We start from the raw sequence: 15174 nt of genomic DNA, 5'->3' as shown, positions 1-15174 counted from the left end.
TCCGTGTTTAGAGCGCATGTGCCTATCAAAAGCTTGGCTCAGAGGTTACAAAAGTCACTCTGTGAAGATGATGTGGTTGGCAAGCAATTTGGCAGAGTCGAGGTGTATTGGGGGGGCAGTTTGGCTGAGCAAATTGAGTTCTTGGCGAAAGGGATAGCTGACCTTATTCTAAGTAAAGATAATGTTATGGCCGCCATGATGGCCGAATCAACGCAAAATTATATGCCTCTTATTGCTTATCCTAGCTATACCGCATTTTTTATTTCCAGCAGAGAAAAACCCCAAATAAACAAGGCCTATTTTCTAGATAAAAGAATTGGATTAATAGATTACCCTACTAGTCGGTCGGGCCATATTTTACCTAAACAAGTTTTTAAACAGTTGGATTTAGATTTATCCGCACTGAACATAGTGTACGCAAGCTCTCATAGTGCATTGCGCGATATGCTGGCGCAGGGGAGCGTTGACTTGATAGCGTCTTATTGGCAAGAAGATGATGAGCAACGTTTTTCAAAAAATTATATTACTTCCATCGCTTCGGATGTTAAAGGTAGCCAATGGTATATAAAAATGGATGACAACAACACAGATCTCGCATGCGCATTGCAAAATCGCGTTAGCGAGGTTGTAAATGCTGTTCAGTCCAATTATTTTAATGAGCTACGGCTTTTTTGGCAGTGTGGAGTTCAGCCTTTTGGTTTGGTTAAAGGGGATGAACATGAAGGTTAAGGGTAACAATGCCATCGTATTTATCTGTTTCTCGCTCGTTTTTATGTGCCTATGCGCTTTATCACAAACATTAAAAATCCAAAGGGATAGTGTACTTGATATAAGCCGAGTTGCGACTCGCGTTGCTTTAGATTTGGAAATGTTACCCATTGCTGATCCGCTGTTTAATTATGGCGGAGACAAGCAGCGAACAGAAGGGTATGTACAAAAGTTGAATGAGCAGCTTAGAGCCGCCCAATCCCGTGTTATTCTTCAAGATATTCAGAGTATGTCTCAAGGAACGGGCGAAGAAAATAGCTACTTTTATCTAAAATCAGCACATCGGAATGTGGCGCTTAAGTATACGGTCAATTCCACCCATTCATGGGTGGCTTATGCTTTGTCCTTGTTGTTGGGCATGCTTACCGGCTATGGCTTTTTAGGGTTGTCTCGTGACAAGAAGGCACGTGAACAACATGTACTAACTACTCCAGTGAACGAAAGTACGCCAAATTTAGTTATTGATCTGCATGATAAATGCTTAAGCTTAAGTATAAATCAGGACGAAAAAGTACAACTTGCGAACAAGCCACTTTGTTTTTATTTAGCGCTTGCGGAGTTTTGCCATTCGAACCCTGACGTGATACTTAATCCAAATAAAGATGTGCCAGACGAGCTGATTGATATTGCTGACAGGTATTTTGAAAGGCTAATCGCACTCGGTCATACTATTCGCAAAAAACCTAACTTTTCAAATAGCCTCGAGAAAACGTTGAGCGAGGTACGAGCTGCACTGGATGAAGTGTTTGTTAAATATCCTGATTCGAAAACCAAATACTATCCACCTAAAGCCTACGGAGAGGGTTCTCGCTCGAAGTTACACAGTTATGGTTTAGTTGATATATCAGCAACGGATATTACCGTTATAGGAAAATAAGGAAGCCCAGCGGCTTCCTTATTGATGTTATAGTAAGCCAACCTTAATTGGCGAATGCGTTTGCAAATAGTCTTTTAAAACTTGAGCGTCTGTTTTACTGGTTGATTCAAAACCACTGAGACCTGAAATGTTGGGGTAGCCGTCACCACCAGCAGCGTTATAGCTATTAATACTCATACGATATGACGCATTCATATCCAAAGCTTGGCCATTGATTTTTACGTTAGTGAGTTTACCGCTCACTGTCTCAAATGACAGACCATAGTACTGTAGGTAAGCGCCAGAATCGGGAGGGTAGCTCGTAACAGTTTGCAGGTACTCATATAAATCAGCGCCTTTCCACTGCATATACGTAATACGGTTTTTGAATGGATGAACCTTCAAAATGTCCTTATAACTGACCTCACCTTCGTTTATGCTGTGGCGGATACCACCCCCACTGATCACACCAAAGTTAGCATCGACGGCGGCCATTTGTGCTTTGATGATTAGCTTTGCAAGGTTGCTTTGCTTGAATCTGACAGTATTGCGGTTGCCATCTAAAAAACCGTCTACAAAGCCAACACTATGCATCAATTGTTTCTCCCCAATAGCTTGATATGGCTTTAAGAATGCTTTCATTTCAGGGTCGGGCTGAATATATTCGGCCACAAATTCACCCGACTGATCCTTCAAATTGACTGGCAATAATTCATAACTCAGCAGTGTTTTTTCACCATTTTCAATTTTAAACTCGGCCTTACCAACATATTTTCCCCATTCATGGGCTTGCACTATCCAAACCCCGTTTTGTCTATCCGGGATACATGCCTTACCTGGTGCGAAATTGAGGTCTTCATTACCGTTTGGCTCAACGCACACTGGCTCTTGTGAATGACCGCCGACAATCAGGTCGAGTGTATTTGGTGCGATGGTACGTGCCAACGTTACGTCGCCAGGCGCGTTAATGCCAAATTTGGCATCATGGTAGTGGCCCATGTGTGTCACTGCAATGACCACGTCTACCTTGTGTTGTGCGCGAATAGACTTAACCAAAGGTTCGACTACATCAGTCGGTTCTTCAAAAACAAGGTCGCCAATGTATTCAGGATTTGCGATTTTTGCTGTATCGGTTGTAGTTAAACCAATCACTGCGATTGATAAACCATCACGTTTTATAATGGTGTAAGGTTGGTACGCATAAGCATTCGTGGTTGAGTGCTTGATATTGGCCGAAAGCAACGGGAAGTTAGCCCATTGCTGTTGTTTTTCTAACACATCAAGTGGATTGTCAAACTCATGATTACCAATGGCCATTGCATCATAGCCGAGCAAACTCATGCCTTTAAAATCCGGTTCTGCAAATTGCAGATCAGACTCAGGAATGCCCGTGTTGATGTCTCCACCAGATAATAACAAAACAGAGTGACCTTTTTGCGCAGCTTCTGTACGCAACTTATCAATCAGTGTTTTACGAGCGGCCATACCATATTCACCGCGCTCGTTGTGCCAAAAACGGCCATGGTTATCATTGGTGTGTAATACGGTTAAATAATGTGTGGTTTTGTTTGGTACTAGCTGACAAGATGCCAAAAAGGCACAAAACAGTACCGATAAAATAATGCGCATATAGACCCTGATAAAGGTAATTCTAACGAGGGGCCTATTTTAAACTAATTAGTCTAAATTTAAATGACTAGAAAGCGGTATTTTTATTATTTTCGCAAGAGGAAAATACGGCATCTTCTCTACGAGACAGTTCTTGGCGGGCAAAAGACGACTTCGCGTGATCAACCTCTATCATCCAATTTAAAAAACTAACAGGCAAACTCGTATAGGGTTCACCTGCATGAAGACCAAAATCACAAACTGGCTTTTCGTTATTCATTGTTGCCGCCTCTAATTTTCAATGTGCCTCATGCTACCAAAACACACGATAATTTAAAGAACGATGTGTTACTAAGTTTGTTTTTTTAATTCTTTAAAGTTATATAAATGTTGCAAAAAGAACACCCCATAAAGCGAGTAAAATTGCGCAGCTGAAGGTGAACACTCTAAACCGAGTGCGTACATGGTTTGAAGTAATATGCACGTAACTGTGAACTATTCTGCATAAAACATAACTAATTGATAGCGCTGCAAACAGCCACCCAATTGCATTAAGTTGTAAAGCTAATAAGCTTACTACAAAAAACAAGACGGGCATTTCGAATTGGTTTTCAAAGTTGCGACTGGCAACCTGCACTGGTTCGGGTGCTGAGTCTAACTGCATCGTTTTAAAGTGGTGAAGTGCTATTTCACCACTACGTGCAGCACCAAATCGTCTTTTTGCCATAATGTACATTACGGTGAAGGTTAAAAATGTTTGTAAAAACATAGAGATGATGACAATGCCATTAGGGGAGCTAAACATGGTTTGTAGTCCTTGATTTACAGACTGTTACAATGATGTCTGCATATTAGTTGCAAATCACTAACTTACTAAAGATGATTGCTATCAGTAAAGCAAAATAAAAAATGGATATAGTCATGAAAAAGCTTTTTGCACTGAGTATTTTAAGCCTTTCGGTGATCACAGGTTGTAGTACAACTTCTAATACAACTGCACAGAATGCCCCCTCCGCGTTGTTGAGCGATAAATTAGTTATCAGTCCAAATGATAATCGCCAATACCAAACACTTACTTTGGACAATGGCATCGATGTTATTTTGGTGTCTGACCCCAGTGTTGAAAAGTCGGCGGCGGCTTTAAGTGTGGGCGTTGGCTTGCTACATGATCCGATGACGCAGCAAGGTATGGCACATTATCTCGAACACATGCTGTTTTTGGGTACCGAGCGTTTTCCTGATACCAAGGGTTATTCAGACTTTATGACGCAAAATGGTGGCTCACATAATGCGTATACTTGGCTAGATATAACCAATTACATGTTCAAGGTAAACAACAATGCTTTTGACGAAGCGTTAGATCGTTTTTCAGACTTTTTTAAAGCACCAAAGCTTTATCCTGAATATACCGAAAAAGAAAAGAACGCAGTAAATGCAGAATGGTCGATGCGCCGCGAGTTAGATGTATATGGTCAATTTAAACTTGCTCGAAATATGATGGGAGCGCACCCGGCAAATCGTTTCCTACCTGGAAACTTAGAGACGTTGGGAGATAAAGAAGGCAGCAAACTACATCAGGAAACTGTCGACTTTTACAATCGCTATTATTCAGCGAACATTATGAAAGTTGTGATGCTGTCAAATGAGCCGCTTGTTGAGATGGCTAAAAAAGCCAACAAACACTTCTCAAGCATTGAAAACAAACATATCGAACAGCCTAAGGTGACTAAACAGTTAGACTTTAGCAAGATAGGCAAAAAACGTATTCACTACGTACCAAATGAAGATGTTAAGCAATTAAAACTCGACTTTACGATTGATAATAATCGTGACCAATTTGCCGTTAAACCGAACTATTTTGTCACTTACTTACTGAGTAACGAAATGGCTGGAAGCCCTGCACAGGTGTTGAAACAAGCAGGTTTAATTTCACAATTAACTGCGTCAGCAAGCCCTGATATATACGGAAACTACGGTGCACTGAGTGTTGATATCGATTTGACTGATAAGGGTATGCAAAGCCGAGAATTGGTTGTTGCGACAGTGATGCAATATATTGACCTTATCAAACGAGAAGGCGTGGATAGCAAATATTTCGATGAGATCCGTACGTCACTGAATAATCAATTTCAATTCTTAGAAAAAGGCGATGAATTTGGTTATGTCAGTAATCTTGCAGATAGCATGCAAAAATTCCCAGTAAATCATGCGATTAATGCGGGTTTTCACTATGCGAAGTTTGATCCTGCTCAGGTAAGTTCTGTATTACAGCAATTAAATGCTGAACGATTAAGAGTTTGGTACATCAGCAAAGAGGAACCGACAGAAGCACAGCTTCACTTTTACGATGGAAAATACAAGGTCGTTGATATTTCTAAAAGCGAAATTGACAGTTGGAAAACGCCGAGTCAGTTAGCATTGCAGCTACCGAGCGTAAACCGATTGCTTCCTGAACACTTTGCGCTAAAAGCGACCTCTGAGCAAAGTAAAATGGGTGTACAGAAGGTACTTGAGGAAGAGGGAGTAACTGTTTGGCATAAGCCCAGTGAGTTATTTGTGCATCAACCTAAAGGTAGCTTGAATATTTATATCAATTCCCCTGAGCCTCTAAGCAACATCCATACCGATGTGGCTTTGGCTGTGTGGACAGATTTATTTGCGATTAAACAAAGCAAATTGCTGACTGAGGCTTCGATAGCAGGTATGTCGCTTTCACTTTCGCCAAGCAATGGTTTGAGCCTAACTATCTCAGGTTTTACTGACAAACAAGCAAAGCTATTGTCACAAGCAATGTCAGAGTTAAGAGTCAAGGTTACACAAGAAGAGTTTGCACAGGCCATTGATAGATATCGCCGTCAGCTGCAAAATGAAGCGAAGCAATTTCCAATAAACCAGGTATTTGGCCAATATCAGCGATTAATTAGAGCTGGTAGCTTTGATACGTCCGCGTTGCTGGATGCAGCAGAGCAATTGACGCTCGAGCGGTTTAATAACATTCAAACTCAATTATTGGCAAATAATCAAGTACGTATATTTGGTTATGGTAACTACGACAAAGCCGATTTGAGTAACGTCGCTAAGGTAGTTAAGGAATCATTACCCGCAAAGCAATCGGTGACTGAGTATGTTAAAACGCCGTATTGGCAGCCAAAACTGAGAGAAACGTTTGTTTGGCAGCAAGATAGCGATGTTGCCGATGTCGGTTTAATCGATATGGTTGTTCATCCAAAAGCTGGCTATAAACAAAAGGCTGCTGCCAAAGTGCTTGTTAGTCATTTGAGCACGCATATTTATGATACGCTGCGTACTGAAGAACAGTTAGGATATGCCGTTGGCGCTACAGCACAAAATATTGATAACTATTCTGCTATTGGATTCTATATTCAAACACCTGTGAAAGACGTCGCGTCAATGCAAATGCGCTTCGATCAATACAAATCAGAATACGCTAAAGTGCTCGGCCAGTTAGATAACGAAACGTTTGAGCAACTCAAAAATGCCTTACTTATCTCTTTAAATGAAGTACCCAAGAATTTGGCTGATGAAGTCTATCCACTGCTTTCTGACTGGTATAGAGAAAACTACCAATATGATTCAAAGGAAAAACTAATCAAAGCGGTAGAGCAGATAACGCTGGCTGATGTACAAGACTACTACCAGCAAACCATGATGAATGGGGACGCGCCTCGTCTCAATATTCAATTACGAGGTAAAAAATTCCAAGACAAGCCGTTTGCTCAGCTACCAAAGCAAACAAAGCTCGCGTCAATTGAGGAGCTATATAAGCATATCTCGTTGCAATAAGTAAAAATAGGCCAGTATACTCAATCAGTTACTGGCCTTTTTATGTGGAATTACAATGATAATAATAAATACCGAACGCCTATCAATTCGTAAAGCGACGCTGTCGGATGATGCGTTTATTGTGAAATTACTGAATCAAGCTAGTTTTATTGACAATATTGCCGATAAACACGTTTACACGCTAGAAGATGCACGTAAGTATATTCAAGGGGCATTTTTTGATCCTTATGAAAATGGCTTAAAAGCCCCCTTTATCGTTACTCTAAGAGATGGTACCGCAGTTGGCATCGCTGGGTTTTATCAACGACCTATCTTTGAAGAGCCAGATCTTGGTTATGCGTTTTTGGATGAATATACGGGTAAAGGATATGCATTGGAAGCCGCGACTGCATTGCTTAATTTTGCGAAGCATGAGCTTTCTCTCACGCGTGTTTTAGCTATTACATCACCGCACAATGAATCCAGCATTAAGTTGTTAATAAAATCTGGATTTAAATTTGAAAAAGCGATTGCGCTTGAGCAAACAGACTCAATATCAAATCTCTATGCCATCAGCTTGCAATAACACGTCATCGTTTTGAGGGATTAAACCTGACGCTAGCTGTATTAAAAGTTTCTCATTTAGAACAACTAAATCACGAAATTGTTGCCTTGTCTAAATGGATGCAGGTATTTTGGCTAAAAATAGACTGCTTAGTTAAGAGAATTAGTATTATTCGAAATAATTTCGAGTTGTTCAATGATCTGACTGGCAACTCCGTGCCAAGAACGTTCAAGCGCCTGCACTAAGCTGGCAAAACCATCTTGGCTTAACTCTTCGCTCAAGCTAAACGCTCGATGGGCGAGCAACTGATTGGTTGTTTCGCCTTTTTTGTACAAATACCAATTACCATTAAGTAAAGAGCCCGCCTCATAATGGCCAGCAAATTCGTTGACTTCAATCATGAGGTAAATGGTATTGACATCGTCAGTGGGTACGCTACTGTTCACGACTTGCCAGTGTGTCAATTGCTTGCTTAATGTGTTTTGCAAAGTTTTGCTCAGCATATTGCTTGGGTGCTCAGCCCAAAAGTGATGCTGAGCAACAGAGACTTCATGATCAGGCAATATCTGGACTATCGCCTGCTGATCTGCAATACCAGAGAGCTTTACTGCGTGTACTTTTAAAACAGAGGTTTGTGCATTCTCACTTAAGTTAGTATTAAGGCCTTTTACGGCACTAAAACTAAAGTAAGTATTTGGGTTACTGACGCTGTGACTGCAACCACACAGAAAGCTAAGCAATAAACTGGCAAAAATAGCACGCATTTATTTTTTCCTAGGTTCCGGATCATTAACCGTTTGCTTGTTGAATATCAGCATATTAGGCTGTTCATTCAAACCTTTCGCAAATGGCTTTAAGGTATTAGATAAGCTTTCTAACTCTTCCAAAGTGTCCGTCAGTTGCTCAACCATGGTTGAGTCTTGTTGGTAATGCGTCAGCGTTTTTTCAAACTGTTTTAAGCTGGTTGTCAGTTGAGTTAGCGTACTACTTATATTGTCTAAATTTTCATTCACTTTTGCGGCCGTGCCTTGTTGATTAAATGTGCTGATTAATTGCTTCATTTCCATCGCAAGTTGCCTATATTCGTTTAAGGTTCCGTCTAGTTGTATTAACGTTCGGTCTATGGGCAGGTCATTCAAAGTATTTAACAATCTTGTTACTTGTTCTGAAATCGCCGTAAACCCGCTGGATACACTTGGTAGCACTGGGTAAACCGAAGATGTTACTACACTTGCTGTCGGTGCATCTGGATAGAAGTTTAGCTCTATATACACCGCACCGGTTAACATGTTGCCACTTTTTAACGATGCTCTCAATCCATTTCTAATCCATTGTTCTATATTTTCTTGCCAGTAGCGTTTTGCTACATCTTTTTGTTCAAATAATCGTCCATATTCAATGCGTATCAAAACTGGTACAGAGGTGTTACCTTGCTGAAAGTAGAGGGGTTGGCCGTCTCGTTCCAATTGCGCAGGTGCTTGTTCAACCGTACCTATGCGCATACCACGATATTCAACGGGGGCTCCGGGGCGCAAGCCTCGGATCGATTGTTCAAAATCAACAAGGTAGAAATCAAAATTATCGAAGCGCTGTTCCAAAGCAATAGAAAAGTTTTCGTGCAGTGCAAAAATATTATTTTCGGGAGCCATAGCACTTGCTTGTTGATTGGGTGGGTAGTCTGCAGAAATACCCCCTTTAATAAGCTTAGATAAACTACCCGTTGATACTTGGATACCTTCTGTTGACATGTTAATTGAAACACCTGACGATACCCAAAATATCATGTTGTCGGAAACGAGTTTATCGTAGGGAGAGAAGATAAAAATCCCGTACTCCATTGCCAAACTTTCAGTATTAAAACTAGATGCCTCAATTTGCCCTATTTTGAAATTTCTGAAGTAGATGCTTGTGCCCACTTCAAGTACTTCCGCATGGCGAGATTTAAGCTTGTATCTAGTTCCTTGAATATCTGAGCCGATGAGGGCGGGTTCATCTTGCAAGGTGAAAAGGGTTGATTTCACTTTGCTACTTCCGGGCTCAAATTCGAGATATACGCCGGAAAGTAGTGTATTCATGCCCGATATACCAGATTCATCAATGCGCGGTTTTACAACCCAAATTTTGGCATCTTCGGTCAATAAAGAAGCGTATATACTGTCTACTTGAACTTTCGCGATAACGGCGTTTTGGTCCATCTGCAGCCGTAGCGACTGGATTGTGCCTATTTTTACACTGCGAACACGTACTTCGGTTTTACCTGCAACAATACCATCGGCATTAGTCATCTTGATAAAGATGGTTTGCCCTTGATTTAATTGATGTTGGTATAGCATCCAAGCCGTCACAAATAAGGCTATGATAGGGATAAACCAAATCACAGAAAACTTCGGCTTTGATTCTATGTAAGCATGTTCATTCATTGGTTTTTAATTTATCCCATAAAATACGAGGGTCAAAACTATGCACAGCCATCATTTGGCACAATACCATGACCGCAAAAAATACGATGCCAATCTGTGGTTCCACTGTCAGCACTGAGCCAAGCTGAACTAATGAAACCAATATAATAACCACAAATACATCTATCATCGACCATTTTCCCATCCATTCAAGCCAACGATATAACTGACTCGCTCGTTTTGGGTTATTACACATTTTTGCTTCAAAAAGCAGATAAAACAATGCGACCGCTTTGAATAGTGGAATACAAATACTGGCAACAAAAATGATGATAGCGATAGGGTAGGAACCATCTCGCCACATTATGACGATGCCTGAGAATATCGTTGCTAAAGTACTTTGGCCTAAGTTAATGGTGTTCATAATCGGAAGCAGATTGGCCGGTAGCATTAGAACAAGGGAAGTTAACATCCAAGCAAACGCGCGTGAGTTTGCCTGTGGTTTTCGAAAATACGTTTTAGCGTAACAACGAGGGCAATGACTACGAGCTGTTAACTGACCACACACGTTACATTGCTTTAATGATTGGGATAAGGCACTTTGACCACTTTGTAATGGCTTAGGCTCAAACTGTTTTTGTTGGCGCTGCCAAAGCGCGTTAGCGTCTATTAAAGTGAGTAATTCAACAAAACAGAAGACGAACAATACATAGGCCCAAAAACCATACCCTAATGTAAGTTCGGCATACGACATGAGTTTAAAAGTACTGACTAACACCGCAACTAAGAAAATATCGGCTAAGTTTAAGGGAGTAATATAACTCAGTGTCTTTGCTATTCGACGGGCATTGTGCGGATTGAGTTGCGTCCATAAAGTGCTACTAGTTAACAACACTAAACAACATACCAATAATGGCATGACCAAAATAGTGAATATGAACATCAAAGCAAGCGCGGTACTGTATTTATCGCCCAGCAATATTGCTGCGTCCCACAAGCTAATTTGTTGATTGAGTCCGTGCTGAGCGAATGAAATGAAGGTCGGATACAGACTTGAAAACAAAAACAGCAGTGAAGCGATGCTGAAGGCATTCAACCACTGCTGTTGTTGGTTTTTACAACTCAATAAATGTGCGTGACAAACTGGGCATACAGCCCTTTGCTGTTGCCCGATATGTCCGACATTAATCAGTCTGTCACAATGTTTGCACGCGAGGATCACATTAACTACTTACCATTGTTAAATTCAATTTAGTGTGCGGTAATAATACCTTGAGTGCAAATTTTTGCGAAAGTAGGTAGGGCATTCGTTAGTTGTTTTTAAATCTCTTCTCGAGTAAATATAGTGGCGTACATAAATCAAATCATAAAAATGATTCTTAATTTCAGTGATGGTTCATTCAGGATCAACTAGCATTAGTGGAGCATTAGCAGTATTCGTAAATGCAACGAATAAGGAGATGTTTTGAGGTATTTTTTAGGCCTGATTTTCATATTACTAACTTCTTACGCTCAAGTTTTCGCGAATGAAAGAAAAGTGGTTGTAGCGGCCAATGCTTCTTTACCACCTTACGTTATCCCAAGTGGGGATAGTGGAATTCAATTGGAGATCTTAAAAGCTGCATTTAATCAGCAAGGGTTTAGCAATATCGAAGTACGATATATGTCTAATTTGCGGGCGGAGCAAGAGTTGTTATCGGGTAAAGTAGATGTCGCTTTAAATTTTCCGCATCGAACGCATCCAAAAGTTTATAAAAGCGATAGCTTATTAAGCTATCAAAATGTGGCTGTGTCTCTTGCTTCTAAAAACTTTGATATCAACTCTATTTACGATTTGCAGGGTAAAAGCCTAGTCGCTTTTCAACACGCAACTGCCTATTTAGAAAACCCCTATAAGGCAATTGTTGACAATTTAACTGCTTACGAAGAAGTCGTTAACCAAGAAGCGCAAATCATCAACTTGATGAAGGGCTGGGTTGATGTGATCGTTTTAGAGCGACGCATATTTATCTACTACCTGAACCAATACGCACAGAGCAACGTCATACAGCCGTTTCGAGTTCATGCTATTTTTGCGCATGCGCCGAGACCGGGCTTTTTTAAAAGTGAGCGTTTGCGTGATTCATTTAATATCGGTTTACAGCAAATTGTTGATAACGGGCAATATCATGCCATCATGAAATTTGACGGCATGGAGTACGCTACCGTTGTAAATGATAGTTTAGTCAAATAGAGCGACGGTTTGTCGAGTCAGCGCTAGAAGTTTGCCATCACCGCTCCAGATTGTCCCATCTTCTAAGCCATACCCATCTTTACAGTGGTGTGTCACAGCTTCAAAACCAAGCCAATCATGAGCAGTTAGGTTAGGCTCTTGTACAAATTCTAAATACCAAGACATGCTACTTGCAGGCGCTGGTTGCTTATACATTTGTAGCAATGTCGGGGGCCAAGCATCGGTCAGCGCAATGATATGAGCCTCGTTCATTTGCTGTTGTTCGTCTTTGAAACGCATCCAACCGCCAAGATGTGATGTCTCAGCACCTGAAAACGGCAGCGCCCCTTGCTGTGGACATAAAGCAACGTGTTGAAAAAATTCTGGCATAACGCCTTTTTGATATGGCAATTGATACTGCTCATTAACAGGGGCTAGTGTCATTTCTTTTGTGACTTCTACATTTACGTTAGAAGCGCGTTTCGCTCCAAAGCAAGCTTGCGTTATTACGCACACCTGCTGGTTTTGCACAATGCGCGCCATAACTTGGCTACTATTTTTACCTTCTCGTAGTATTTCAATTTTTATTTGAAAGTTTTGTTCGGCAAGGAGCGGGGCGACGAAATTTGTGCTCAAAGATAAAATACGTCGTTCATTTGAAACGTGTTGCCTGATTGCTTGATACATTAATGCTGTAGAGAGTCCACCAAATGCGGTTCTGCCTTGGCACCAGTTAGCAGGAAATTGCATTGTGCCGTCACCAAGTTCAGCAGCTTGGGCCAATAATTGTTCAAAATGCATAATCGTTCTTACTTTATTTCGTTATTATTGTTGAAAGTTATAACATAAGCTTTGAGGTCAGACCAGTTTGGTGTGTGTGCATTTTGTGTAATCAACGTCCATGTTTTGGAGGAAAACAGCGCATTTCGAAATAAAAATAAAAAAAATGAAATTTTTTTTATAAATACGCTTGAATTCGATTTTCTTGCCCCTATTTACAAAGCATCTAACAGAACAACGAATTTTGAAGTCGGAGAAGATTCATGGGTAAAATTATTGGAATCGATTTAGGTACTACTAACTCTTGTGTAGCAGTACTAGATGGTGATAAAGCACGCGTTATCGAAAACGCTGAGGGTGATCGTACAACCCCTTCAATTATTGCATACACTGCAGAAGGTGAAACGCTTGTAGGTCAACCAGCTAAGCGCCAAGCGGTAACCAACCCACAAAATACATTATACGCGATTAAACGTTTGATCGGTCGTCGTTTTGAAGACGAAGAAGTACAACGCGATATCGGCATCATGCCATTCCAAATTGTTAAAGCAGACAATGGTGATGCATGGGTAGAAGTGCGTGGAGAAAAGCGTGCTGCACCACAAATTTCAGCAGAAGTACTGAAAAAAATGAAGAAAACGGCTGAAGACTTCTTAGGTGAAGAAGTTACTGAAGCAGTTATCACAGTACCTGCATACTTCAACGATTCACAACGTCAAGCAACTAAAGATGCGGGTCGTATTGCGGGTCTTGAAGTTAAGCGTATCATCAACGAGCCTACAGCTGCTGCACTTGCATACGGCATGGACAAGAAGCAAGGTGACAACGTTGTTGCGGTATACGACTTAGGTGGTGGTACATTCGATATCTCTATCATCGAAATCGATGAAGTTGATGGCGAGCACACGTTTGAAGTACTTGCTACTAACGGTGACACGCACCTAGGTGGTGAAGACTTTGACAACCGCGTTATCAACTATTTGGTTGCAGAGTTCAAGAAAGACCAAGGTATCGACCTTAAAAATGACCCGCTAGCAATGCAGCGTGTTAAGGAAGCTGCTGAGAAAGCAAAAATCGAGCTTTCTTCTGCACAGCAAACTGAGGTGAACCTACCTTATGTAACGGCTGATGCGACTGGTCCTAAGCACATGAACGTTAAACTAACTCGTGCGAAGCTTGAGTCATTAGTAGAAGATCTAGTAACTAAGTCAATCGAGCCACTTAAGCGTGCACTAGCAGATGCTGATTTGTCAGTAGGTGATGTAAACGACATCATCCTAGTTGGTGGTCAAACACGTATGCCTCTAGTACAGAAGACTGTTGCTGACTTCTTCGGTAAAGAGCCGCGTAAAGACGTTAACCCTGATGAAGCGGTAGCAGTAGGTGCTGCGGTTCAAGGTGGTGTACTCGCTGGTGACGTGAAAGACGTTCTATTACTTGACGTATGTCCTCTGTCTTTAGGTATTGAGACTATGGGCCAAGTGATGACTGCACTGATTGAGAAGAATACGACTATCCCTACTAAGAAGTCGCAAACATTCTCAACGGCTGAAGATAACCAGTCAGCGGTAACAATCCATGTACTACAAGGTGAGCGTAAGCGTTCAAGCGACAACAAATCTCTAGGTCAATTCAACCTAGAAGGTATTCGTCCAGCGCAACGTGGTGTACCGCAAATCGAAGTAACATTTGATGTTGACGCGGATGGTATCTTACACGTATCTGCAAAAGACAAAGACACAGGTAAAGAGCAGAAGATCACAATCCAAGCTTCTTCAGGTCTAAGCGACGACGAAGTAGAAAAAATGGTACGTGATGCAGAAGCAAACGCAGAAGAAGATAAAAAGTTCGAAGAGCTAGTATCGTCTCGTAACCAAGCTGATGCAATGGTTCACGGCACGCGTAAGCAAGTTGAAGAAGCCGGCGATGCACTTCCAGCTGAAGACAAAGAAGCAATTGAAGCAGCACTAAGCGAGCTTGAAACGGCTATCAAAGGCGACAGCAAAGAAGATATCGATGCAAAAGTACAAGCATTAGCTGAGAAGTCTCAAAAGCTAATGGAAATTGCACAAGCTAAAGCACAGGCTGGCCAAGCTGGTCCTGATGCTGGCGCTCAGCAAGGCTCTGCTAAGCAAGACGACGATGTTGTTGACGCTGAGTTTGAAGAAGTTAAAGACGACAATAAGTAATTGTTGACTTGCAA

Annotated in this window: 13 protein-coding genes; 6 read left to right on the top strand and 7 right to left on the bottom strand. The window is 41.3% G+C overall.

The window, feature by feature from the left end; translation table 11 throughout:
• The first annotated feature begins 3 nt into the window (after positions 1-3).
• Together AC5FX4_RS19405 and AC5FX4_RS19400 are read left to right on the top strand one after the other, a co-directional pair.
• Positions 4-729 (top strand): PhnD/SsuA/transferrin family substrate-binding protein, encoded by a 726-nt coding sequence (locus AC5FX4_RS19405; protein WP_493608762.1) that lies wholly within the window; start codon positions 4-6, stop codon positions 727-729.
• Positions 719-1645, top strand: coding sequence for a hypothetical protein (locus tag AC5FX4_RS19400; RefSeq protein ID WP_493608064.1), 927 nt, complete (start codon positions 719-721; stop codon positions 1643-1645). The genes AC5FX4_RS19405 and AC5FX4_RS19400 overlap by 11 nt, the downstream gene beginning before the upstream one ends.
• A 27-nt stretch (positions 1646-1672) precedes the next feature.
• Here the strand turns inward: AC5FX4_RS19400 and ushA are convergent, their stop codons facing one another.
• The 3 genes from ushA to AC5FX4_RS19385 all read right to left on the bottom strand — a co-directional run bounded on the left by ushA (position 1673) and on the right by AC5FX4_RS19385 (position 4037).
• Positions 1673-3253 (bottom strand): bifunctional UDP-sugar hydrolase/5'-nucleotidase UshA, encoded by a 1581-nt coding sequence (gene ushA, locus AC5FX4_RS19395; protein WP_493608063.1) that lies wholly within the window; start codon positions 3251-3253, stop codon positions 1673-1675.
• Between the two features lie 67 nt (positions 3254-3320).
• Positions 3321-3512, bottom strand: a complete 192-nt coding sequence (locus AC5FX4_RS19390; RefSeq protein WP_493608062.1) for a hypothetical protein — start codon at positions 3510-3512, stop codon at positions 3321-3323.
• A 99-nt stretch (positions 3513-3611) separates the two neighbouring features.
• Positions 3612-4037: an MAPEG family protein gene (locus AC5FX4_RS19385; RefSeq protein WP_493608061.1), complete on the bottom strand. Its 426-nt coding sequence runs from the start codon at positions 4035-4037 to the stop codon at positions 3612-3614.
• Positions 4038-4153: 116 nt separating this feature from the next.
• Between AC5FX4_RS19385 and AC5FX4_RS19380 the strand changes: the two genes are divergently transcribed.
• A complete protein-coding gene (locus AC5FX4_RS19380; RefSeq protein ID WP_493608060.1) occupies positions 4154-7036 on the top strand; it encodes an insulinase family protein in 2883 nt (960 codons plus the stop codon).
• A gap of 55 nt (positions 7037-7091) precedes the next feature.
• Entirely contained in the window at positions 7092-7601 is a 510-nt protein-coding gene (locus AC5FX4_RS19375; protein WP_493608059.1) for a GNAT family N-acetyltransferase, read from the top strand.
• Positions 7602-7729: 128 nt separating this feature from the next.
• Here AC5FX4_RS19375 and AC5FX4_RS19370 read toward each other — a convergent pair whose 3' ends face one another.
• From AC5FX4_RS19370 to AC5FX4_RS19360, 3 genes are read right to left on the bottom strand one after another with little or no spacing between them, the layout of a single operon-like run.
• Positions 7730-8344 carry a PqiC family protein gene (locus tag AC5FX4_RS19370; RefSeq protein ID WP_493608058.1) on the bottom strand — a complete coding sequence of 205 codons (615 nt, stop codon included), beginning with the start codon at positions 8342-8344 and terminating at the stop codon, positions 7730-7732.
• Positions 8345-10000, bottom strand: a complete 1656-nt coding sequence (pqiB, locus tag AC5FX4_RS19365) for an intermembrane transport protein PqiB (protein ID WP_493608057.1) — start codon at positions 9998-10000, stop codon at positions 8345-8347.
• Positions 9993-11201 carry a PqiA/YebS family transporter subunit gene (locus AC5FX4_RS19360; protein WP_493608056.1) on the bottom strand — a complete coding sequence of 403 codons (1209 nt, stop codon included), beginning with the start codon at positions 11199-11201 and terminating at the stop codon, positions 9993-9995. Before AC5FX4_RS19360 ends, pqiB begins: the two co-directional genes overlap by 8 nt.
• A 243-nt stretch (positions 11202-11444) precedes the next feature.
• Here AC5FX4_RS19360 and AC5FX4_RS19355 point away from each other — a divergent pair, with 243 nt between their 5' ends.
• Complete coding sequence (locus AC5FX4_RS19355; protein ID WP_493608055.1) at positions 11445-12212, top strand: substrate-binding periplasmic protein; 768 nt, start codon at positions 11445-11447, stop codon at positions 12210-12212.
• Here the strand turns inward: AC5FX4_RS19355 and AC5FX4_RS19350 are convergent.
• Positions 12201-12992 carry an acyl-CoA thioesterase gene (locus AC5FX4_RS19350; RefSeq protein WP_493608054.1) on the bottom strand — a complete coding sequence of 264 codons (792 nt, stop codon included), beginning with the start codon at positions 12990-12992 and terminating at the stop codon, positions 12201-12203. The genes AC5FX4_RS19355 and AC5FX4_RS19350 overlap by 12 nt on opposite strands.
• 242 nt (positions 12993-13234) lie before the next feature.
• On the opposite strand from AC5FX4_RS19350, the gene dnaK reads away from it, so the two are divergent.
• On the top strand, positions 13235-15160 hold the full coding sequence (gene dnaK / locus AC5FX4_RS19345; protein ID WP_493608053.1) for a molecular chaperone DnaK: 1926 nt from the start codon (positions 13235-13237) through the stop codon (positions 15158-15160).
• Positions 15161-15174: the final 14 nt, after the last annotated feature.

The sequence above is a fragment of the Pseudoalteromonas sp. ATL1 genome (genome assembly GCF_058933015.1).
Note: the sequence above shows the minus strand (reverse complement) of the source record. Positions and strands in the feature narration are given on the sequence as shown.